The sequence below is a fragment of the Pseudoxanthomonas sp. genome, from assembly GCF_002863005.1.
Classification (GTDB): Bacteria; Pseudomonadota; Gammaproteobacteria; order Xanthomonadales; family Xanthomonadaceae; genus Pseudoxanthomonas_A.
Genome location: NZ_PKDG01000037.1, coordinates 1 through 22,352, shown reverse-complemented (window position 1 = coordinate 22,352; position 22,352 = coordinate 1). Strand labels below are relative to the sequence as shown.

Below are 22,352 nucleotides of genomic sequence, written 5' to 3'. Positions count from 1 at the left end.
TCAGTGGAAATCGCGGGAGCCGGGCTGGATCTCGCCCAGCAGGTGACTGAAATCCTCCAGCCGGCGTGCGATCAGGTGGGAGACGCCGTCAACCTGTTCCCAACGGCCGCGTACCGCCATCAGGCGCGCGCCGAGCAGGGCCTTGCGGTCGCGCAGCGCCACGTGCGACCACACCACCACGTTGACCATGCCGTGCTCGTCCTCCAGGGTGACGAAGATCGTGCCCTTCGCCGTGGCCGGCCGTTGCCGCTGGGTGACGATGCCGGCTGCGAAGGCGCCCCGCCCGTGTGGCAACCCGCGCAGCTGTCGCGAATCGACCACGCGTTGCCGCTGCAGGCGTTCGCGCAGCAACGACAGCGGATGCGCGCCCAGCGTCAGCCCGGTCATGCGGTAGTCCGAGGTCACGTCCTCGCCCACCGTCGGAGCGGGCAGGACGATCGCCTCCTCATCCGGGCTGCCGGGCAGCAACGGGCGCTGCCGCTCGATGCCGGCGACCGCCCAGCGCGCGGCATGGCGATGCCCGGCGAGCGAATGCAACGCGCCCGCTTCGGCCAAGGCAGTGCGCGCCTTCTCGTCGAGCCTGGCGCGCTGGCAGAGATCACGGACATCGGCGAAGGGGCGTTGCGCGCGCGCGGCCATGATCGCCTTGCCGGCGTCCTCCGACAGTCCGCCCACCTGCCGGAAGCCGAGCCGCAGCGAGGGTTGTCCGCCGTCGTCGACCCCGCGGCGCACATGCCCGCCTTCCAGTGTGTTGTCCCAGTCGCTGATGGCGACGTCGACGGGCAGGACATCAATGGACACACGCCCGCCCTGCCCGCGTCGCGCGTCCTGCACGATCTGGCTGGGCGAGTAGAAGCCCATCGGCTGCGCATTGAGCAGCGCGCAGGCGAAGGCGGCCGGCTCATGCCGTTTCAGCCAGCAGCTGATGTAGACCAGCTTGGCGAACGAGGCCGCATGGCTCTGCGGGAAGCCATAGGAACCGAAGCCCTTGATCTGCTCGAAGATCTGGTCGATGAACTCCGGAGAGTAATTCTTCCCGAGCATCAGCTCGCGGATGCGCAGGCGATGCGGCTCCATGTCGCCGCCCCGCTTCCAGGCCGCCATCGAGCGGCGCAGACCATCCGCCTGCGAAGGCGTATAGCCGGCATGGATCACCAGTTCCATCACCTGTTCCTGGAACAATGGGATGCCGAGCGTTTTCCCGAGGATCTCCTTCACGCCCTCGGAGGGATAGGTCACCGGATCCTTGCCCTGCCGGCGGCGCAGGTAGGGATGCACCATGCCGCCCTGGATCGGGCCGGGGCGCACGATCGCGACTTCCACAACCAGGTCGTAGTATTCCTTCGGCTTCAACCGCGGCAGCATGCTCATCTGCGCGCGGGATTCGATCTGGAACACGCCCACGGTGTCGGCGGCCTGGATCATCTGGAAGGTCGCTTCGTCATCGTTCGGCAGGCGCGCGAGATCCAGACGGAATCCGCGGTGTTTCTCCACCAGGTCCACCGCCTTGCGGATGCAGGTCAGCATGCCCAGCGCCAGGCAGTCGACCTTGAGCAATCCCATCGTCTCCAGGTCGTCCTTGTCCCACTGGATGATGGTGCGGTCGTCCATCGACGCGTTCTCTACCGGCACTACCGTGGACAGCGGCGCATCGCCGATCACGAAGCCTCCCACGTGCTGCGACAGGTGACGCGGGTGGTCGCGGAGCTGGTCGGTCACCGCCAGCACGCGCCGGATGAGTGGATTTCCGGAATCAAACCCCGCCTCGCGCAGGCGCTGCTCCATCGGTGCCTCGCCGTTGCCCCAGCCATAGCAGTCGGCCAGCAGTGCGATCTGGTCCGGCGGCAGGCCGAACGCCTTGGCCACGTCGCGCACCGCGCTCTTGCCGCGGTAACGGATCACCGTGGCAGCCAGCGCAGCACGGCGGCGGCCGTACTTGGTGTAGACGTACTGCAGCACTTCCTCGCGGCGCTCGTGCTCGAAGTCGACGTCGATGTCCGGCGGTTCGCCGCGATCCTTGGACAGGAATCGGGCCATCAGCAGGCGGCTTTCGGCAGGATTGACCACGGTGATGCCCAGTGCGAAACAGACCGCGGAATTCGCCGATGAACCACGTCCCTGGCAGAGGATGTGCTGTTCCCTGGCAAACCGCACGATGTCCCACACGGTCAGGAAGAACGCCTCGTACTGGAGCTCTTCGATCAGCGCGAGTTCGCCGTCGATCTGATCCACTACTGAATCCGGCACGCCCTCCGGCCAGCGCTCGCGCATGCCGCGTTCCGTGAGTTCGCGCAGCCACGTGGTAGGCGTGTGGCCCGCCGGCACCAGCTCGGCGGGATAGCGGTAATGGATGTCGCGCTTGAGATCGAACCTGCAACGCCGCGCCAGCGCCACCGCGGCATCGATCAGGGCACGCGGATAGATGTTGCCCAGCGCCCGTCGCGTGCGCAGGTGGCGTTCGCCGTTGCGGAACAGGTGCTCGCCGCATTCGGCCAGCGGTGCGGCATGGCGGATCGCCGTCATCGTGTCATGCAACGCGCGGCGGCGGCGCACGTCCATGTGCACGTCGCCGGCCGCCACCGGCACCATGGCGAGGCGTGCGGCGGTCTCGAGCAGGCGCGCGAGTCGGGCGGCATCGTCCTGCTCACGGTGCAGTTCGACCGCCACATGCGCGCGATCGCCGAACACCGACTGCAGCCACTGCCCCTGCGTTTCGTCGATCTCGGGTGCCGGCAGCCAGAGTGCGAACAGGCCGCAGACGGCAGGATCGACGTCGGACAGGAGGCGCTCCATGTCCAGCCGCGTGAGCCGGTAGCCCTTCTTGTCGACGGCGCGCCGGGCGGTGGTGATCAGTTCGCACAGCCGCGTGTAGCCGGCCGTGGTTTCCACCAGCAGCACGCACTTCAACCCGCACGCCAGGGTGAACTCGCTGCCGACGACGAGGGGCACCTCCGTCGCACGCGAAGCTTCCCAACCGCGCACGATGCCGGCCAGCGAGCATTCGTCGGTGATCGCGAGTGCTTCATAACCGAGATCGCGCGCCCGCTCGAACAGCTCTTCCGCACTGGCCGCGCCTCGCAGGAACGAGAAGTCCGACAGGCAATGCAGTTCCGCATAGGCCGGCCAGGCATCTTCCTGCGGGCCGTCGTCGTTGGCCGCGGCATGCCGGCGCAACCGCTGCGCCACTTCCCACGCGCGGGGCGGGCGACCGCCGGGCGTATCGCGGTCGACGCCGTCCACCGCATCGTCCCAGCTCACGCGAACCACCCATGCAGCATCCAGCCGCCCTGCTCGCCCGGCGGCGCGAACGCCCAGGCCCGCTGGCCTTGCGAGGTCTCCAGCACGTAGTAGTCGCGGCGCGCGTCCTCGCCGTCCCACCAGCCGCTTTCCAGCCGCTCGGGCCCGGAGACGATGCGCGGGTGCGGATCGCGCAGCGGCACCGGTTGCGGCAGCAACCAGGTCGGGCGTGGCGGACGCAGGGGCGCCCGTTCGATGCGACTGCCATCGCCCTGCACGCGTCGCCACGCGCGTTCCGGGCGTGGATCGCCGGCCGGTGCCACGCGATGCACCGCCTCGTCGCCCAGGCGTGCGCGCAGGCGTTCGCGCAACTGCGGCCACGGCAGTTGCTGCTGCGGCCGCGTATCGAACAGATCGCGCGCGGCCGGCACGAACGGCGGCAGCTCGCGGGCCAGCAGGCGCACGCCTACCACCGGCTGGGCAATCTGCACGCGCTCCAGGCGATTGCGGGTGAGTTCGAACAGCATCGCCGGCTCGCGCTCGGCGGCCAGCAGGCCCACCTCGACATCGGTATGGCCCTCCTCGTGTTCCAGCCGCAGCACGAAGCGCTGCACGCCGCCGTCGCGGATGGACAGGTAGGTGCACAGGTCGCCGATCAGGCGCCGGAGCGGGAACAGCAGCGCCATGTGGCTCTCGACTTCGTAGCCGAGTTCGATGCGCGCATCGAAGTGGTCCGGCGGCGCGTGGTACGCCAGCGCGTCGTCGGCCTGGCCGTACAGGCGATCCAGGTGGTCGAGCACCGGCAAGCCGAAACGGCGGCGCACGCTGTCGCGTGGCAGGTCGCGCAGCGTGCGCAGGTCGCGGATGCCCATGCGATGCAGGCGTTCGCCGGCATCGTCCGGCAGGCGCGCGCGGCGCACCGGCACGCGGTCCAGCATCTCCGCCATCGCCGCCGGCTGCATCACCGCCAATCCGTCGCGCAGGCCGGCGAACACATGCGCCGCGCGCGGGGTGGGTGCCAGCGCGAGACGATGCTGGAAACCCAGCAGCCCGAGTTCCTCGCGCAACCGCGCCTCGATGCGCGGCCAAGGCCCCAGCAGGCGGAAGCTGGCGCGCACCTCCAGCACCAGGCAGCCCGGCCACTGCGCGCTGACCAGCGAACTGTGGCGATATGCCCAGGCGGCGAGGAACCGCTGCCAGCGCGCTTCGGCCGAGGGGTCGTATTCGACCATCGCGAACTCCGGCAACAGCGCGTGCGCGGCCGTCAGCCGCATGCCGGCCCGCAGGCCCGCCTGCGCGGCAGCGGCATTCACCGCGTGCAAGGTACGCAACTGCACGGCACCGCCGACCAGCGCCAGCGGCGCGTCGGGGTCAGGCAAACGCCGGAGGACGGCGTCCAGCGCCAGCTGCGGCAGCAGTACACAGGCCCAGAGCATCGGTAGGCCTCAATGCGCGACCAGCGCGAAGGGTTGCGCAGGTGCCGGACCACCCCGGCATTTGCGCACCTGCCACTGCGTGCCGCCCTGCGCATCGCGCATGGCTTCCACGCGCAGCGCGGCCGCCGAGGGATTGGCCGCGTGGCGACGGTCGCGTAGCGCAAAGCCCAGGCATTCGCCGCTGTCGGCCGCCACCTGCAACCTGCGCAGCGCAGGCCCGTCGGCGTGCGTGGGCCAGCCCAGCACGGCGGCGCAGGCACCACTGCGCAGGCATTGCTCGAACGCCCACAACGCATCGCGTGGCGCGGCTTCGACGATCTCCAGCATCGCCAGGTCCACGCCCGCGGCTTGCCAGGCCGGCGCATACGGCACGTAGGGCGGCGCGATCACCGCTACCGCGCTGCCGGCCTGGGTCATGCGTGCCAGCGTGGGCAGCAGCAAGGCCAGTTCGCCCACGCCGTCGGCAGGCAGCAACAGCTCGGTCAGGGCGCGCCGTGGCCAGCCGCCTTGCGGCAGCAGCGCGTCGAGCGCCGCATGGCCGGTGGGTTCGCCATCGGCGGCGATCGCCGCACTGCGGCCCGCGTGCCACAACGTGCGCGCGGCCAACAGCGTGTCGAGGGCGACGACGGCGCCCATCTCAACCGCGGCGCACCAGGCCGCAGTACACGCCTTCGATGGCGAAGTCCTGCCCCGGCTCCACTTCGATCGGCGCGTGCGCGGAATTGCGCGGCAACAGGCGGATACGCCGGCGCTCGCGCTGCAGGCGCTTGATGGTCAGTTCGCCGTCGATGCGGGCCACGACGGTCTGGCCGTCGCGCGCCTCCGGCGTGCGATGCACGCCGACCAGATCGCCATCGACGATGCCGTCGTCGATCATCGAATCGCCCTGCACCTTCAGCAGGTAGTCCGGCTGCGGCGAAAACAGCCGACGGTCCAGCCACAGCTGTTCGTCCAGACCGATGTCGGCGCCGATCGGCTGGCCCGCGGCCACCCGGCCCAGCACGGGCAACGGCAGCAGGTCGGCCATGCCGCCGGGCAGGCGCAGGCCCCGCTTCTGGCCCGGCGCCTGTTCCAGCAGGCCATCGGCGACCAGCGCCTGTACGTGCTTCTGGGCGGCATTGCGGGAGGCGAAGCCGAAGGCCCCGGCGATGTCCGCCAGGCTGGGCGCGCGTCCGGCCGCCAGCTCCCGGCGCAGGAAGGCGAGGACGGCGGCACGTTGGGGAGGCAGGTCGATGGGGTTCATGGGTGTACATTTGTACACCTTCAGGTCTCACATGACGAGAAAAACGTGCGGGTTGCCTCAACCCCTCATCCGCCCCAATATAACCATGGTTATAACGTCAGGAAGGCAATCATGAAGCTCAAGATCACCACGGTCGGCAACTCTGCCGGCGTCATCCTGCCCAAGGATCTCCTGGCGCGCCTTCGCTTGGAAAAAGGCGATGAACTCCATGCACTCGAGACCCCCGACGGCATCCGCCTGACGGTCTACGACCCCACCCTGGCTGAGCAGATGGAGGTTGCCGAGCAGGTGATGCGCAGCCGCCGCACCCTGCTCCACAAGCTGGCCCAATGAAGCAGCGCGGATGATCGTCTGGATCAGCCGGGCCTTGGCCTTGGCCATCCATGACCGGCAATTGGCCGAGCATGGCGGCGCGACCGGCATCCGCGACGAGGGCTTGCTGGAATCGGCGCTGGCGCGCGCCTGGCAGCTGCACGCCTACGGACAACCCGCGCCTGACCTGGCCGATCTGGCGGCCGCCACGGCCTTCGGCCTGGCCCGCAACCACCCCTTTGTCGACGGCAACAAGCGCATGGCAGCCGTGGCCTGCGAAGTCTTCATCGTACTCAATGGCGCCACGTTGTCGGCGGAAGACTACGAGCTCTATCCGCAGTATCTGGGCCTGTCGGAAGGCAGTCTCGGCGAAACCGACTTCGCCGCGTGGCTACGACCGCGGATCATCGCCAAGCCAGCAGGCAAGGTGCAGGAGACCCCTCCCACCTACCGTCCCTGACGGCGTCACATCCCGTCGTCCCCGGGGGAAAGCCGAGACCCCTCTCGCCTTGGCCTTCCCCGCCGCACGAAGCATGCGGATCACTGACGGACAGTGGATTCCAGTTTGCGCTGGAATGACCGCAAGGGATGGCGGCACGGATTCGGACACGCCAGCCCCCTCGTCCCAGCGAAAGCCGGGACCCACGTTGCCGTTGCTTTCCCTGACCTTCGCAAGGAAGGACATCGCTGAGAGGACATGGATTCCGGCTTGCGCCGGAATGACGGCCACGACGTCACTCGCGGGCCGCTCCACGTAGACAGGCGTGAAGCATCGCAGACGCTGCATCGCGCGCAGGCGCGCACGCGGAATCGGAGACGCGTCAGGCCGCCTGCTCTTCGGCGCGCTCGACCATGGTCTCGGCCATCTGGCGCCAGTTGGGCAACTGGTCCAGCACGCCCAGCGACTTCAGGTAACCCTCGTCCACCGGTTCGTTGCTGGCCAGCGCGCCGGCCACGTGCACGGCGCCGGGCACCCAGAAACTGCGCAGGCTGGAACGCTGTGGCTGGCGGTGGAATGCCACCGCTTCGACGATCGGCATCGGCAGGCCCCACAGGCCCAGCAGGTAGGCGCCCGCCTCGGTGTGACCGGGGCGGTCGTCGTCCTCGCTGGCGGGCGTATCGCGCTCGTCGCGCACGCCCGGCAGCAACAGGCCGATGTCGGCCAGCAGCGCCGCGGTGGCACCGAGTTCGGAGCTGGTCCGCGGCAGGATCTTCGCCGCCAGGCGCGACGCCAGCAGCGCACGCTGCTGCAGCGCGCCGCGGTCGACATGGGCCGCGGTCTTCATTGAGAACACCTCGCTCGCCAGCACCAGATCGCGCAAGGTGCCCAGGCCCAACCGCGTCACCGCCGCACGCAGGTCGGTGATCGAGCGGCCACTGGAGAAGTAGGCCGAGTTGCACAGTTGAAGCACCTTGGCCGCGATGGCCGGATCGCCGGCCACGAGCTTGGCGATGTCGTTGGCCGTGCCTTCGTCTTCTTCCAGTGCGCGCGTCAGGGCGAAGTACAGGTGCGGCGGCGACGGCAGGTGTTCGACGCGACCGATGGCGCGACGCAGGCGCGGACTGTCCAGCAGGTCGCGCAGTTCTTCCAGGCTGTGGATCGCTTCCAGCACCGTTTCCGACGACAACGGCAGCGGCAGGAAGCGGTGCGCCACGCCGATCAGCTTGATGGGGGCGGACAGGCTGTCTGCATTGCCTTCCAGCAGGGCGATCCGGATCGTCTCCGAGCGCAGCGTGCGGATCTGGCCCAGCAAGGTGGCCGGCGGCAGGTCGGGCAGCGCCGGTCCCACCATCACCACGTCGACCGGACCATTGGCGACCGCAAACATCGCCGACTTCCCGTCGGCTACCGTCTCGACCGTCCACTCGTCGCCCATGTCGCCGATGTAGTCGGCCAGATCGTCAGGCAGGCAGGCGGTGTCGCCAACGTACAGAATGCGCAAGGCACGTCCCCTTCTTTTCTTGCAAGTTCGATGCATGCCTTCCACGGGGGAAGGCACGGCTCATGTGGAATCTAGCAAGGGTGTCGGCCATGGCGGCGCATTCTTGAGCCGCGATGCAGGGAATGCGCAACGCTTCACACTCCGCTGTCGGTGGTTCCCCGACAGGCGGTTCAGAACCGGAACAGCGTGAGCAGTTGCGGCCCGCGGTTGTTCAGGTGGATGTTGCCATCGAACCGCGTGCGCCGCAGGTCCAGGTCCACGTTGTTGTAGTTGTAGCGCAGGGAAAACCCGAGGTGCCGCCAAGGCAGGTAGTCCAGGGCGACCTGCGCATCGAACGCATCACCGCTGACCGCACCGCCGTTCTTGCGCGTGTACGCCAGTGCCGCGCCCCAGCGCCAGCGCATGGACAGCGATCGCACGTATTCGGCACGCAGCATGGGGGCCCATGCGTCTTCGGAAAGGTCGTTCGCATACGCGGCCGGCGTCCCGGCGAGGGTCGCGCTGGCATCCAGGTCGGCGCGGATGTCGTAACGCATCGCACCCAGGCCGATGCCCGCGGCCTGGCGTCCGTCATGCAGGAACATCCACGTATACGCCACGCCGGTGATGTCGAGATCCAGACGGCCTTCGAAGGACGCATCGACCGGATACACGTTGTCGCCGATCTCCAGCATGCGGTCGAGCACCCGCATGCTGGTGTCGTCGTAGTCGTAGCCGAAGGCGTCGAACGTGTGCCGTCGCGCCGTGCCCAGACTGCCACCGATGCGCCAGGCCAGCGCATCCTGCCGATCGGCGAATCCCAGGTCGCGCTGGAAGTCGACGCGCGCGCCCCTCGATCCATCACTGGCATCCCAGCGCGTGTCGAGATCGTGGTCGGCCGCGTAGAGGCCCACACCCAAGTCGAACCTGTCGATGGGCGGAAGCCGGTCCTGCGCCGCCACCGGCGCGGACAACGCAATGGCCAGCAGGACGACAGCGGTCTTCATGCAACGCTCCTGGAGCGGAGGGAAGCGCATCCTCGTCGGTGCCCCGACATGATCAGCATCCGACGCGCCCTCCTGCACGGTCAAGCACGCCGTTCCTCAGGCTTCGGGTGGCGCCGACAGGTGCAGCAACAGGTGGGCGAGCGTCACCACGTCCTGGAAGTTGTGATGCAGCACGCGCCGCAGCAGGCCGGCGTCGCCGCCGCGCAGGTAATGCAGCCAGGCGCCCGGTGCTTCGGAGCCCGGCAGGTCGTCTTCGCGGACGATGCCCAGCGCATTGCGCTCGATGGTGCCCAGGCGACAGTTTTCCCACACCCCCCGATACCGCCGCCGCGTGGGGAACAGCAGGTCGAGATGTTCGATGCCGGCCAACGGCGTGCCCTGCCGCGCCAGCCGGTAGCGCGTGGCCAGCAACGGCGCGTCGTAGCAGCGACCGTTGTAGCTGACCAATCGTGTGTCTTCCGACAACCAGCCGGCGAAAACGCGCAGCATCGCCGGCTCCGCCGAGAGGTGGGTGATCAGCAACTGGCGCACGCGCAGCCCGCCCGCAACGAAATCCGACGCACCCACCATGAAGGCGCGCGTGCCCGTGCCGCCGGACAGGCCGGTGGTCTCGGTGTCGAAGAACAGCATGCCAGGCGTCGGCAGTGCACCGGTCCGTGCGAACGTGCCGTCCACGTGGGGCGGCACGGCATCGAACGGCAACACCTGTTCGATCTGCAGCAGCCCCGGCGCGATCTCGTCGCCCGGCAGCGCACGATCGCATGCGCGCCGGGGGACAGCCGGACGCGCCCGCTCGCGGATCCCGAGCATGCGCCGCAGTGCGGGCAATGGATCGTGCGCCGGCGGCAAAGGAACCGATGGCGACATATCACCGCCCTGTCCCGCCTGACGACGCAGGCGCTGCAGCTTCTCCAGGCTGACGCTCACGCTGCGTCCAACAGCTGCAACACCCGCGCAGCCAGTGCGCGCGGCGTGGTGTCCGCGTCCTCATCGTTGGCCAGCACGGGCCCGACGCAGGCGGGACACCCCGCCTTGCAATCGCACGAAGACACCAGCTGTGCCGCCCGTTGCACCAGTTCGCGCTGGCGCCGCCACAATGGTTCGCTCAGGCCGATGCCACCCGGGTAGTTGTCGTAAAGATACGCGGTGGGAATGAAACGCTCGCCCGACACCGGCGACAGTACCTGGCTGTCGGTGCCGCGCAGTTGTCCTCGCCCCTGCGTATCGGGCAGCGCGAACCATGCGCCGTCACCGTCGCCCACCGCCTTCTGCAGATCCCGACCTTCCGCCATCACCGCGACGGTGGCCGCGATGTGCAGCGCGTACGCCGCGCCGAGGAAGCCATCCAGCGCGTCCTGCCGCGACTCGAAGGCCGACTCCAGCAGCGCGGGGGGCAGCTGCCACCAGAGGCTGGTGGTATGCATCTCCTGGTCGGGCAGGTTCACCGGGCCGTAGCCGATGTTCTCGTGCGTGTAGTAACGGATCTTCTTGTAGCCGGCCACGCGGCGCACCACATGCACCTCGCCGTGGTGGCACGTGCCCTGCCCGGCGATGACGCCGTCGAACCGCTCAAGCACCTTCAGCTTGGTGTAGTCGATCGCGTCGGTGTAGTAGTCCACCTGCGTGCGGGTGACATAGGCCTTGCGGCCCTCCCAATCCAGACGTTCCACCTGGTACGGCGCGGACTGGATCATGTGGATGGCCCCCTCGTACAGCGTCAGCGGCGCGGCACTGAAATCCACCTCGGCGATGATCACCTGGCGCCCGTCGGTACGATCCACCACCACGAAGTTGCCGTCCGCCACCGAACGCAGGCTGACCGCGTTGGCCGGATAGCTGTCGGCGATCCACTCGTAGCGGTCGCCTTCGCGGTGTACCACGCTGTCTTCGTCGAGCAGCTGCAGGAACGGCGACGGATCGACCGGACCGAACGGCTCGCCCGCGAGGAACGGCAGTTCGAACGCGGCACAGCGCACGTGGTCCAGCAGGATCATCGGCTGGTCCGGCGCGATGCGTGCGTGTTCCGGCGGGCTGTCGGCGAAGAACTCCGGATGCCGCACCACGTACTGGTCCAGCGGCTGCGAACTGGCGACGAGGATGCCCAGCGATGCCTGCTGCCGTCGCCCGGCCCGGCCGAAGCGCTGCCAGGTCGCCGCGATGGAACCGGGATAACCGTTCAGCACCACCGCATCCAGGCTGCCGATATCCACCCCCAGTTCCAGCGCGGACGTGGAGACGATCCCGTCCACGCGCCCATCGCGCATCGCGCGCTCGGCCTCGCGCCGTTCGGTCGGCAGGTATCCGCCGCGATACGCGCGGATGCGCGCCGGCAGCCGCGGATCGCTGTCGAATACGTCCTTCAGATACTTGGTGAGCACTTCGACCATGGTGCGCGACTGCGCGAACACCAGTGTCTTCAGACCCGCCTTGATCGCCAGCCGCGCGATGCGGTTGCTCTGCGAGCGTGCCGATGCGCGCAGGCCCAGGTCGGGATTGACGACCGGCGGATTCCACAGCAGCACGTGCTTTTCGCCCGTCGGCGCGCCGGACTCGGTGATGGCATGCACCGGCAGTTCCAGCAACGCTTCCGCGTGCGCCTGCGGATTGCCGATGGTGGCCGAGCACACGATGAACTGAGGCGTGGCCCCGTAGAAGGCGCACACGCGCTTCAGGCGCCGCAGCACGTTCGCCACATGGCTGCCGAATACGCCGCGATACGTATGCACCTCGTCGATCACCACGTAGCGAAGGTTCTCGAAGAACTGCGCCCATTTCGTGTGATGGGGCAGGATGGCCTGGTGCAGCATGTCGGGGTTGCTGACCACGATGTCGCCATGCAGGCGTATCGCCTGGCGCGCATCGCCGGGCGTATCGCCATCGAAGGTGAAGGCCTTCAGGCCCAGGTCGCCGGCGCGGCTGAGGTCGAGCAACTCGGCCACCTGGTCCTGCGCCAGCGCCTTGGTCGGAAACAGGTACAGCGCCTTGCCCCGGCGCGACAGCGCCGACGCCACCACCGGCATCGTGTAGCACAGCGATTTGCCGGAAGCGGTCGGGGTGACGATGGCCAGATGATCGCCGGCCTGCGCCTGCCGCCATGCCTCCGCCTGGTGCGAATACAGCCGGTCGATGCCGCGCTGGCGCAAGGCGTCGGCCAATGCCGCCGGCACGTCGTCTGGCAGCGCTTCGTAACGCCCCTCGCGTGCAGGAATGACGAACTGCCCGGTGACGCGGTCGCGGTACTTGCCGGCGAGTCGCTCCGCCAGCGCACCGCCATCGGCGTGCACCGCAGGCAACAGGGCGGTCTCGTCGGCGTGGCGACGGATCAATGCGGTCTGTGCGGCCATGGCGGTCTCTCGGCAGGGGCCGCCATCTGACGCGCGGAGCGTCTCAGGCGCTGAGACTGACCGCCCGCTGATCGCGTCGATCGGCGTCAGCTTCGTGACCGGCCAACGAAGGTATTTCTCACCTGCGACTAACGCGTCGCGCGGTACCAGTTATCCATGCCAAGCGCTCGCCAGGAGCAGGAGACTTCCATGGACCGACCACTGTATCGCGCGCAGCTCGACCAGCTGCGGCAGACCACATGGCGAGGCACGGCCGCCGATGGCGATGCGTTCGCCGCCTTCACGGCCTACGACTATAGCCGCCGCCGGCGCCTGCACCCCGATGTCGCGTGGGAAGATGCCTGCCACGTCTATGCATTCGCCGCTTCCTCGCATGTCCAGTATGGCGGCGCGTTGGACCTCGATACCGAACTCGAGCTCGAACACGACTGGGAACGGTTGCGCGGCGAGGCCGGCCCTGACTGGCCCGTGGCCAGGACCCTGCTGCGCGAGGCGTGGCGCTGGCTGGACCAGCACGGCGCGGTCACCGCCCGCGTGCACTGACCCACATGCCGTCCACGTCCGCACCGACGGACGGTCGGCCGTTCCGGTTGCACGTCCTCGTCTGATCAGAAGCAGGGGCCACCACAACCGCGAACGCCGGCAGTACTCACGCATCTCACCGGGGATGGGGTCGAATGGTCTCACGCGGATATCGCGCAGGTCCGGAAGGCCGTCGCGATGGCCGTGGGCACAGAGGCCGATGCACGGGCAAACCGCGCTTCATTCCATGGGATCGATACGCTGCCTTGCCGTGCGCCAGGGAGGGGACCCATGTCCCGTCGCGTTGATCCGTTTGCACATGCATGGAATGACGACGCCATGCCCTGCGCCGTGGTGGACATCCAGTCCGAACTGCGGTTCTGGGAACAAACCTACGCCTGCCAGCCCTTCCATCACCCGGGCACGCCCTTCCGGCACTACGTGCCGACGTTGAAATTCGCGTACGACAGCTATCTGCTGTCGCACCGGCGCTCACTGCAGCAACTGCTGCCCTTGCTGCCGGGGCGCTACGAGATGGCCCTCGCGCGCAGCGTTCGCCTGGAATGGCCGGTCGCGGCGGCGGTCATCGCACGCGTCTGGGAGCGCCTCAATGCGCCGCTCGAAGAAGACCCCCCGCTCTTCTCGCCGCTAGCCGCCGCATTGGAAGAACGCGCGCTGATCAGCGACGCCATGCACCGTCGCTGACCAGCGCCGATACACCGCGTTCACGCAGCACTGGCAAAGGTGAACGGAAATTCCCTTGCACGGTTAAATACGGGTTAAAACGGCCTTTATTTCACTTAAGCATCACCGCGGCGAACAAAAAATCCTCTCGTCACCACCACATCGACACAGGGGATTCACCATGGCCAGCCTGCACCAGCGCAACGTCCAAGCCACTGCGCAGATCGTCGACATCGACGCCGAACTCGCCTACTGGAAAACGCGCCTCAACGAGGACACCTTCCAGGTGGTCGGCGCCACGGTCGGCGATCTGGAGAAGTGCCTGAAGATCGGCTACGACGCCTACCTGCTGCACCATCGGCAGGAGTTCGACGAGATCGCGCCTTCGCTGCGCGACCGCCTGCAGCGCCACTGCCCCGACACGCCGATCGGCTGGTATCGCGCGCAACCGATCATGCGCGCGGTGTGGCAGCGCCTGAAGCCCACGGCGGGCCACGTCTGAGACTGCCGGGCGCGCGCCTGCTTCCTCCCGGAGAGGATGTCAGGCGCGCAGTCCCAGCGCGTGCTCGATCGCGCCGAACAGCGCCTGCACCTGTACCGGCTTGGCGACCGTGGCGCACTCGCGCCCATCCGGCGCCCTTCCCGGCTCCTGCAGCCGGATCACCGGACCGTCGAAGCCTGCCTCCTGCAGCACCGCCAGCACGTCCGCCGCGGACAGCAGCAGGATGTCGTCGTCGATGATCGCCAGTGCGGGCATGCCGTCGCGCGCGATCTGTTGCAACGCATTCGCACCGTCCGGTGCCATGACCGGGTCGTAACCCTGCGCGGCCAGCGCGTTGCCCAGCAGCGACAGGCGCGTGACATCGCCGTCGACCAGCAGGATCCGGCGCCCCGCGCCGTCGGCGAACGCCGCGTCTTCGCTGCCTGCCCATTCCTCGGTCGTGGGCGCGGGCAGGTGCAGTTCGAAGGACGTGCCCTTCCCCAGCGTACTGTTGACCTCGATGCGACCGCGCGCCGATTCGACGATGCGCTTGCACGACATCAGCCCCAGGCCCGTGCCGCCCGCCTTGGTGGTGAAGAAGGGCGTGAACAGTTGCTGGCGCGTCGCCTCATCCATGCCGGTGCCTTCATCGGACACGCGCACCACCACATAGGGCTGGCCATCCGCCGCCACCGTCGGCGTCGCCGACAGCGTCAGCTGTCCGCCCCGTTCGGCCATCGCCTGGATCCCGTTGAGGCACAGGTTGATCAGGCACTGCTGGAATTCGGTGTAGTTGCCTTCGATCAGCAGATCCTCCGGCGGCAGCTCCACCGTCAACCGGACCTGCCGCGACAGGCTTCCCTGCAACAGCAGCTGCACCGCGCTGAACAGGGCGGCCACGCTGATGGTTTCGCTGGCCTTGCGCGAGCCGCGGACGAACGACAGCATCGAATCGGCCATCTCGTGGCCGCGCTTGCCGCTCTCCGAGATCACCGCGCCCAGGCGCAGGATCTTCGGATCGTCGCTGTAGGTCGATAGCAGGTCCGGCACGATCAGCAGGGGCTGCAGGATGTTGCGCAGGTCATGGCTCAGGCCTGCCGCCAGCATCGCCAGGCAGTCCAGCCGTTGCGAGCGCATCAGTTCGCGCTCGGCGTGCTCGCGTTCGCGCTCGGTGCGCGCCTCGCGGATGGCGCGCGCCACCGCCGCCGGCAACCGCGCCGGCGTGTGCTTCAGCACGTAGTCGCTGGCGCCCTGCTGCAGCGCCTTGACCGCCGCCTCCTCGCCGATCGTGCCCGAGAAGAACACGAACGGCAGCCGCGCATCTTGCGCGCGCAGGATTTCAAGCGCCTGGTAGCCGGAGAACCCCGGCAGTTCCATGTCCGACAGCACCAGGTCGAAGGTTCCGCCAGCCAGCGCCGTGCGCATGTCGTCGGCGCCATCGACGCGCAGGAACTCGGCGTCGAGCCCCGCGTCCTGCAGTTGCTCGATCAGCAATTCGGCGTCCAGTTCCGAATCCTCGACCAGGAGGATGCGGACGCGGCCCAGCGGTGATCCAGTCTGCGGCACGGCTCAGTCCAGGCTGGGGGTTTCGTTGATGACGGCCCAGAACGTGCCCAGCGTTTTCACCGCCTGGAAGAACTGGTCGATGTCCACCGGCTTGACCACGTAGGCGTTCACGCCCAGGTCCCAGCTGCGTGCCAAGTCGCTTTCCTCGCGCGAGGACGACAGGATGACCACCGGCAGCGCCTTCAGCTTCTCGTCGTTGCGGATCTGCTTGAGCACTTCCAGCCCGTCCATGCGCGGCATCTTGATGTCCAGCAGCAGCACCGACGGCATGCCTTCCTCGCGGTTGGCGTGGGCGCCGCGCCGCAGCAGGTAATCCATCGCTTCCACGCCATCCTCGACGTGCACGATGGGGTTGGCCAGGTTGGCTTCGCGCAAGGCGTCGATCGCCATTTCAGCGTCGGCCAGGCTGTCTTCGGCCAGCAGGATGGTGCGGATGTCGCTCATGCGTCTCTCTCTCGGGAAGGCGGAGCGTCGAGCGCTGCCGGAAGGGTGAAGAAGAACGTGGCGCCCTGGTCGGGGGCGGCCTCGGCCCAGATGCGGCCGCCGTGGCGGCTCAGCACGCGGCGCACGCTGGCCAGGCCGATGCCGGTGCCGCTGAATTCGCTCGCCTTGTGCAGGCGCTGGAACACGCCGAACAGCTTGTCCGCATAGGCCATGTCGAAGCCGGCACCGTTGTCGCGCACGGTGAACAGATGGCTGCCGTCTTCCTGGTTGCGGTGCTCGACCTCGATGACCGCGCGCTCCCGCTGGCTGCTGTACTTAAGCGCGTTGCCCAGCAGGTTGCTCCAGACCTGGCGCATCATGTTCTCGTCGGCCAGCACGATGGGCAAGGGCGCGATGCGCCATTCCACGCGGTCTGCACGCCCTTCGTTGGCCTCGTTGGCATCCAGCATCGCGCGCGCCTCGGCGACCATCGACTGCATGTCCACCGCCTGCAGGCGCAGTGCGCTGCGACCCAGGCGCGAGTAGACCAGCAGGTCGTCGATCAACTGCGACATGCGGCGCGCCGAATCGCCGATCACGCTCAGGTAATGCCGGCTCTTGTCGTCGATGCCCTCTCCGAGGTGGCGGCCCAGCTTGTCGGAGAAGCCCGCCACGTGCCGCAGCGGGGCACGCAGATCGTGCGAGACGGAGTAGCTGAAGGCTTCCAGCTCGCGGTTCACTTCCGACACCTGCTCCACCTTGCCCTCGAGCTGGCGGTTCAGGGCTGCGATTTCCTGCTGGGCGGTCTTCTGCAACGAAATGTCGCTGACCGTCATCAGCACGGCGTGATCGTCGGAGTCAGGCAGCGGCATGCGCCGCGCATTGAGAAGCACCGTGCGGCGCAACCCATCGGCGGTCTCCTGCTGCAGCTCGTAGTCCCACAGCTCGCGGCCGCGCGACAGCACGTCGTCCAGCCGCTGGCGCATCACCTTGTCCTGCCAGGCCGCACCCAGTTCGTCGAGCGTCCCGACCTTGCCGCCCTTCGGCACGCCATACAGCTCGGCGAAGGCGCTGTTGTGCATCTGGATGTGCTGCTCGTCGTCCAACAGCACGATTGGTTCGCGCACCGTGTCCAGCACCACCAGCGCGCGCTGGCTGGCCTGCGCGGTCCGCTTTTCGGCCGCCAGCCGGCGCCCCACCTGCTTGCCCAGCGCCATCAGCACCAGCGAAAGCAACAGCAGCTGCGCGCCCAGCGCGATCATGCGGATCCATTCCATCCGGCGGCGCTGCTCGGTGGCGTCCTCACTGCGCGCCTTCAGCAGCGAGCGTTCGTCGTCCAGGATCTCGGTGAGCAGGCCACGAATGGGGAAACGCGTGGCCAGCGGCGCGACGACATTCGCCTTGTAGGCATCCGGCGCCTCGAGCAACTGGTCCACCACCTCGATCCTGGCGTTGACCAGTTCGCGCAGGCGGCCCACGCGCACCAGCTGTTCGGGGTTGTCCACGGTCAGGCGGGCCAGCGCATCGAACCGCTCGGGCAACGATGCGCGTCCGGCGACCAGGCGCTCGCGCGCCAGCGGGTGGTCGACGCCCAGCGCGATCAGCATGGCCGAGCTTTCCATCTCGCGGACGTCCAGCGCCAGCGCCAGCACGGTCGCCTCCACCTCGTGCGTGTGGATGAGGACGTCGGCGGCTTCCTGGTTGGCGCGGGACAGGCGCTGCAGCAGGATGACCGGGACCACCACGATCAGCACGATCACCAGCCCCAACAGGGGCAGGCGGGATTTTTCCCACAGCGTGCGGGTGCGTGTTTCGTTCATGTTCCCCTGGCGTCGGCTGGACGCGTGAGGGCTGGTTACATGCCCGCGCGAACGTTGCAAAGATGCTAGCGCAGGGTTGTCACATTTGGAATCACATTGAGGCGTTCAGGAAGCGTCGGCAACATGAACGCGGTCGCGTCCCTCGTGCTTGGCGTCGTACAGCGCCAGGTCGGCACGACGCATCTGGTCGCGCAGCGATTCGCCCGGCAGGTGCCCCGCGATACCGGCGGACAGCGTGGCGACGACACCGCCATGCGCCTTGCCGAATTCGCCGCGCAGGCGCTCGGCGAATGCGAGTGCCGAGTCGGCATCCTCGCCGTCCAGCAGGACCGCGAACTCCTCGCCCCCGATGCGGGCCGCGCAGCCATCGTCGCCGACCCGCGCCCGCATCAGGTCGCCCAGGCGCTGCAGCACGGCGTCGCCACCGTCGTGGCCATGGTCGTCGTTGATGCGCTTGAAGTAGTCGATATCCAACACGATCACCGCAACCGGACGCCCGGCCGCCGTCGCCCGCGCATGCACGGCGATCGCCCGTTCGCTCCAGCCATTGCGGTTCAACAGCCCGGTCAGTTCGTCGGTATGCGCCTGTTGCACCAGCCGGCGCCGCATGCGCCATGCGGACACGGCAAAATCCGTACGGTAGCCGGCCAGCACCAGGCCGAACCCGATGGTGGTGAGCGTATACAGCCAGTACAGCGCACTGCCGGTGCCCGGCGCGCCGTACAGCACGATGCGCAGCTGCGCCATCACCACGATCAGCAGGGCCAGCGCGAGTACCGACATCGGCCGCACGGTCAACGCCATCAGCGCCAGCGGCAACAGCTGGAACAGGCCGGTACGCAGGGCCAGCTGCCCGGTGACGCCCGGCAGCGGCATGCTCATGACGATGCCCGTCAGCAGCGTGCCGCCCAGCACCAGGACGAGGCGGTGCTGCCACGCGTCCAGTCGGGCCACGCCGACGGCGCAGGCGGCCACGGCGACCGCCGCCAGCAGCTGCACCCAGAGGGGATATCCGATCGTGGGCGTAACGCCGCTGGCGTCGAACACCGCGATGATGGCCAACAGCACCGCCCCGCATAGCAGCACGCCGCTGACGATCGGGCGCGTGGCGCGCAACTGCGCCTGTGCCAGGTCCTCGCGCTCGGCCGCATCCAGCATCCGCGTCGAATCGCGCGACAGCAGCGCGCGCAGGCTGTGCATCAGGCCCGGCGCCGCCGCAGGTGCAGGGACAGCACGGGCACGCATGCGCGGCTCCCGGGCGGAATCCGCATCGCCAAGCAATCGGCGCGCCGCGCCGACGGCGATGTCGTCGTCCTCCCCGGGGCGCCGGACGCCGCTCACGCGCGCTCCGCCTTCCGCGGGTGGTGATGGGCACGCCGCCGACATGCAGTGTCGGTCATGACGGTATCGCGGGCGTGCCGTTGGCGCCGGTCATCCGCCGAACGCGGCGCGCATGCGCGCTTCGTCGGGCTGCTCGATCACGCCCTTCTCGGTGACGATGGCGTCGATCAGCGCGGCCGGGGTGACGTCGAACACCGGATTCCACGCGGCCACGCCCTCGGCCACGATGCGGGTGCCGCCGATGCCCAGCAGCTCGGCCGGGTCGCGCTCTTCGATATGGATCGCGTCGCCATTCGGCGTCGCCATGTCGACCGTGGACGACGGCGCGACGACCATGAACTTCGCACCGTGGTGGCGTGCGGCGATCGCCAGCTGGTAGGTGCCGATCTTGTTGGCGGTGTCGCCGTTGGCGCAGATGCGGTCCGCACCCACCACCACCCACTGCACGGCGCCGGTCTTCATCAGGTGCGAGGCCGCCGAGTCGGCGATCAGCGTCGCGGGAATGCCGTCCTGCTGCAGCTCCCACGCGGTCAGCCGCGCGCCCTGCTGCCAGGGCCGGGTCTCGCCGGCGTAGACCTTGCCGATGCGACCCTGGGCCACGCCGGCGCGGATCACGCCCAGCGCGGTACCGAAGCCGGCCGTGGCCAGCGACCCGGTGTTGCAGTGGGTCAGCACGCCGCTGCCCTCACCGATCAGCGCCGCGCCCAGCTCGCCCATGTGGCGGTTGGCGGCGAGGTCTTCCTCGGCGATCGCCAGCGCTTCCAGTTCCAGCACGCCGCGCCAGTCGCTGCCGGCGGTCTTCAACGCCGCGCGCATGCGGGCCAGCGCCCAGGCCAGGTTCACGGCCGTGGGGCGGGCGGCGTTGAGGCGCTGCAGGGCGGGTTCCAGCTTCTCCATCGCCTCGGCCGGCGTCGCGGCCATCACCTCGCGGGATGCCAGCACCACGCCCCAGGCAGCGGCGATGCCGATCGCCGGCGCACCGCGCACGGCCAGGTCATGGATGGCCGCGGCCACCTCGTCGCTGGTGGTGCAGCTCAGGTATTCGACCACGAACGGGAGCTTGCGCTGGTCCAGCAGTTCCAGCGCGCTCCCGGTCCAGCGGATGGGACGGATGCGGTCGTAGCGGGCGTAATCGATGGGGTCGGTCATGGGGCCATTGTACCGGCCCCTCCCCGCCTCTCCTCACACCTGCGGGATCACCAGCTGCGGAACTCGGCACGGCAGCCGTCGGTCACCCAGACGCCGCGGGCATCCTGGCCCCAGGTGCGGCCTTCGATGCAGGCCGCATTGGACAGCTGACGGACCAGCTGCACGCGACCGCGGCCGTCGACGCCGCAGGTGCGCGTGCGGCCTTTCTCGGATTCGCAGCGGAAGGTCTGGCCATTGCCGTAGCCATTGCCGTAACCGTTGTCGTAGCCGCCGTTGTTCCAGCCGCCGCCATTCCAGCCATTACCGCGGCCGTACACCTCGAACTCGGCCCGACAGCCGCGCGACACCCAGATCGCGTTGCGGTCCTGGCCCCAGCTGTAACCCTCGGTGCAGCGCGCCTTGGACAACTGGCGGACCAGGCGCACGTCGCCGCGGCCGTTGATGGCGCAGGTACGCGAACGGCCGTCGTTGGACTCGCAGCGGATGCGCTGGGCGTTACCCGCATAGCCGCCACGACCGCTGGCGAACTCGGCGCGGCAGCCGCGGTCGACCCACACGCCGTCGCGCGTGCGGCCCCAGGTGCGGCCTTCCTCGCAGCGCGTCTTGGAAATCTGCCGCACGATCTGCACGCCGCCGCGGGTATCCAGGCGGCACTCGCGGTAGCGGTTGTCGTTGGAATCGCAGCGGACCACCTGCCCACCGCCGTAATAGCGATCGTCATACTGGGGTGCGGCTTTCGCAGAGACGGCGCCGAAAAGTGCGACGGTGCCCAGCACCAGCGTTGCGATCAGGGAGCGTTCCATGGCGTGCGTCCTCGTGGGTGTTGGAACGCAATCTACGCAGCGATCATGAACGTGCGCCCACGTAATCGTTTGCAGCCAAAGCCACGCGCGTGGCGTGTTTGGCTGGCTTTCAGGCGCGCGCGAAATCGAAGGCGACAACGTCCGCGATGCGCGGCGTATCGAGCATCGCCATCAGCAGCCGGTCCACGCCGAGTGCGACGCCCGCACAGGCCGGCATGCCATGCGCCAGCGCGGCGAGCAGGCCTTCGTCGAGGGCGGGCGCATCCTCGCCGCGCCCGCTGCGTGTCGCTATGTCGCGTTCGAAGCGCAGGCGCTGCTCTGTCGCATCGGTGAGCTCGTGATAGCCGTTGGCCAGCTCCAGTGGACCCAGGTAGAGCTCGAAACGCTCCGCCACCGGCACGCCGTAGCGCTCCACCACCTTGGCCAGCGCGCACTGGCTGGCCGGGTAGTCGTACACCACGCGGATCTCGTCGCGGCCGAACGCGGGCTGCAGCCGGTGCGTCATCAGCAGGTCAAGCCAGTCGTCGCGGGTCAGGCCCTCGCCATCGATGGCGATGCCGGCCGCGGCGTTGCGCACCGTCTCCAGATCGGCCGTCATCGGATCGAAGCCCAGGTGCTGCCGATACAGATCGCGGAAGCTCACGCGCGACACGGTCGCCTCCCGCCCGATCATCGACAACGCCGCCTGCACCAGCGCCACCGTCTCGTCCATCAGCGGCTCTAGCGTCCAGCCCACGCGGTACCACTCGAGCATGGTGAACTCCGGGTTGTGCCGCCCGCCCGCCTCGCCATCGCGGAAAACCCGCCCCAGTTCGAAGCAGTCGCCCACGCCGGCGGCGAGCAGGCGCTTCAGCGGGAACTCCGGCGAGGTGCGCAACCAGCGCGTGCGCGACGCGCCGTCGGTGCGACCGGAGAATTCAAGCGCGAACGAAGCGATGTTGGCGTCGGTATTGCCCGCGCGCGACATCATCGGCGTTTCCACTTCCAGCACGTCGCGCGCGAAGAAGAATTCGCGCAAAAGGCGGTTCAGGCGCGCGCGCAGGCGCAGCGCCTCCATCGAAG

20 protein-coding genes are annotated in these 22,352 nt (G+C 68.6%); 5 read left to right on the top strand and 15 right to left on the bottom strand.

The window, feature by feature from the left end; genetic code table 11:
- From CYU89_RS13770 to lexA, 4 genes are read right to left on the bottom strand one after another with little or no spacing between them, the layout of a single operon-like run.
- Nucleotides 1-3,258 carry an error-prone DNA polymerase gene (locus CYU89_RS13770; protein WP_296281831.1) on the bottom strand — a complete coding sequence of 1,086 codons (3,258 nt, stop codon included), beginning with the start codon at nt 3,256-3,258 and terminating at the stop codon, nt 1-3.
- Nucleotides 3,255-4,673 (bottom strand): DNA polymerase Y family protein, encoded by a 1,419-nt coding sequence (locus CYU89_RS13765; protein ID WP_296281830.1) that lies wholly within the window; start codon nt 4,671-4,673, stop codon nt 3,255-3,257. The genes CYU89_RS13770 and CYU89_RS13765 overlap by 4 nt, the downstream gene beginning before the upstream one ends.
- Nucleotides 4,674-4,682: 9 nt before the next feature.
- Nucleotides 4,683-5,309, bottom strand: a complete 627-nt coding sequence (imuA, locus tag CYU89_RS13760; RefSeq protein ID WP_296281828.1) for a translesion DNA synthesis-associated protein ImuA — start codon at nt 5,307-5,309, stop codon at nt 4,683-4,685.
- A gap of 1 nt (nt 5,310) precedes the next feature.
- A complete protein-coding gene (gene lexA, locus CYU89_RS13755) occupies nt 5,311-5,916 on the bottom strand; it encodes a transcriptional repressor LexA (protein WP_296281826.1) in 606 nt (201 codons plus the stop codon).
- A 111-nt stretch (nt 5,917-6,027) separates the two neighbouring features.
- Between lexA and CYU89_RS13750 the strand changes: the two genes are divergently transcribed.
- The gene (locus tag CYU89_RS13750) at nt 6,028-6,249 is read left to right on the top strand and encodes an AbrB/MazE/SpoVT family DNA-binding domain-containing protein (protein ID WP_162110343.1); all 222 of its coding nucleotides are present in this window, start codon (nt 6,028-6,030) and stop codon (nt 6,247-6,249) included.
- Nucleotides 6,250-6,259: 10 nt separating this feature from the next.
- Complete coding sequence (locus CYU89_RS13745) at nt 6,260-6,688, top strand: type II toxin-antitoxin system death-on-curing family toxin (RefSeq protein ID WP_296281822.1); 429 nt, start codon at nt 6,260-6,262, stop codon at nt 6,686-6,688.
- 361 nt (nt 6,689-7,049) lie between these two features.
- Here the strand turns inward: CYU89_RS13745 and CYU89_RS13740 are convergent, their stop codons facing one another.
- The 4 genes from CYU89_RS13740 to CYU89_RS13725 all read right to left on the bottom strand — a co-directional run bounded on the left by CYU89_RS13740 (nt 7,050) and on the right by CYU89_RS13725 (nt 12,501).
- The gene (locus tag CYU89_RS13740) at nt 7,050-8,171 is read right to left on the bottom strand and encodes an HDOD domain-containing protein (RefSeq protein ID WP_296281820.1); all 1,122 of its coding nucleotides are present in this window, start codon (nt 8,169-8,171) and stop codon (nt 7,050-7,052) included.
- A gap of 170 nt (nt 8,172-8,341) precedes the next feature.
- Nucleotides 8,342-9,157, bottom strand: coding sequence for a hypothetical protein (locus tag CYU89_RS13735; protein ID WP_296281818.1), 816 nt, complete (start codon nt 9,155-9,157; stop codon nt 8,342-8,344).
- 96 nt (nt 9,158-9,253) lie between these two features.
- Nucleotides 9,254-10,084: a ribonuclease H-like domain-containing protein gene (locus CYU89_RS13730; protein WP_296281816.1), complete on the bottom strand. Its 831-nt coding sequence runs from the start codon at nt 10,082-10,084 to the stop codon at nt 9,254-9,256.
- A complete protein-coding gene (locus CYU89_RS13725) occupies nt 10,081-12,501 on the bottom strand; it encodes a DEAD/DEAH box helicase (protein ID WP_296281815.1) in 2,421 nt (806 codons plus the stop codon). The genes CYU89_RS13730 and CYU89_RS13725 overlap by 4 nt, the downstream gene beginning before the upstream one ends.
- 189 nt (nt 12,502-12,690) lie before the next feature.
- On the opposite strand from CYU89_RS13725, the gene CYU89_RS13720 reads away from it, so the two are divergent.
- From CYU89_RS13720 to CYU89_RS13710, 3 genes are all read left to right on the top strand, one after another.
- Nucleotides 12,691-13,044, top strand: coding sequence for a hypothetical protein (locus CYU89_RS13720; RefSeq protein ID WP_296281813.1), 354 nt, complete (start codon nt 12,691-12,693; stop codon nt 13,042-13,044).
- Nucleotides 13,045-13,314: 270 nt separating this feature from the next.
- Complete coding sequence (locus CYU89_RS13715; protein ID WP_296281810.1) at nt 13,315-13,728, top strand: hypothetical protein; 414 nt, start codon at nt 13,315-13,317, stop codon at nt 13,726-13,728.
- Between the two features lie 160 nt (nt 13,729-13,888).
- The gene (locus CYU89_RS13710) at nt 13,889-14,209 is read left to right on the top strand and encodes a hypothetical protein (protein WP_296281808.1); all 321 of its coding nucleotides are present in this window, start codon (nt 13,889-13,891) and stop codon (nt 14,207-14,209) included.
- A 39-nt stretch (nt 14,210-14,248) separates the two neighbouring features.
- Here the strand turns inward: CYU89_RS13710 and CYU89_RS13705 are convergent, their stop codons facing one another.
- The 7 genes from CYU89_RS13705 to epmA all read right to left on the bottom strand — a co-directional run bounded on the left by CYU89_RS13705 (nt 14,249) and on the right by epmA (nt 22,347).
- Nucleotides 14,249-15,754: an ATP-binding protein gene (locus CYU89_RS13705; RefSeq protein WP_296281806.1), complete on the bottom strand. Its 1,506-nt coding sequence runs from the start codon at nt 15,752-15,754 to the stop codon at nt 14,249-14,251.
- Between the two features lie 3 nt (nt 15,755-15,757).
- The gene (locus CYU89_RS13700) at nt 15,758-16,198 is read right to left on the bottom strand and encodes a response regulator (RefSeq protein WP_296281805.1); all 441 of its coding nucleotides are present in this window, start codon (nt 16,196-16,198) and stop codon (nt 15,758-15,760) included.
- Nucleotides 16,195-17,997 (bottom strand): ATP-binding protein, encoded by a 1,803-nt coding sequence (locus CYU89_RS13695; protein ID WP_296281803.1) that lies wholly within the window; start codon nt 17,995-17,997, stop codon nt 16,195-16,197. Before CYU89_RS13695 ends, CYU89_RS13700 begins: the two co-directional genes overlap by 4 nt.
- A gap of 105 nt (nt 17,998-18,102) precedes the next feature.
- Nucleotides 18,103-19,242, bottom strand: a complete 1,140-nt coding sequence (locus CYU89_RS13690) for a GGDEF domain-containing protein (protein ID WP_296281801.1) — start codon at nt 19,240-19,242, stop codon at nt 18,103-18,105.
- Between the two features lie 186 nt (nt 19,243-19,428).
- Nucleotides 19,429-20,487, bottom strand: coding sequence for an S-methyl-5-thioribose-1-phosphate isomerase (gene mtnA, locus CYU89_RS13685; protein WP_093485583.1), 1,059 nt, complete (start codon nt 20,485-20,487; stop codon nt 19,429-19,431).
- A gap of 47 nt (nt 20,488-20,534) precedes the next feature.
- A complete protein-coding gene (locus tag CYU89_RS13680; RefSeq protein WP_296281798.1) occupies nt 20,535-21,290 on the bottom strand; it encodes a DUF3011 domain-containing protein in 756 nt (251 codons plus the stop codon).
- A gap of 109 nt (nt 21,291-21,399) precedes the next feature.
- Nucleotides 21,400-22,347 (bottom strand): EF-P lysine aminoacylase EpmA, encoded by a 948-nt coding sequence (gene epmA, locus CYU89_RS13675; RefSeq protein WP_296281871.1) that lies wholly within the window; start codon nt 22,345-22,347, stop codon nt 21,400-21,402.
- Nucleotides 22,348-22,352 lie beyond the last annotated feature (5 nt).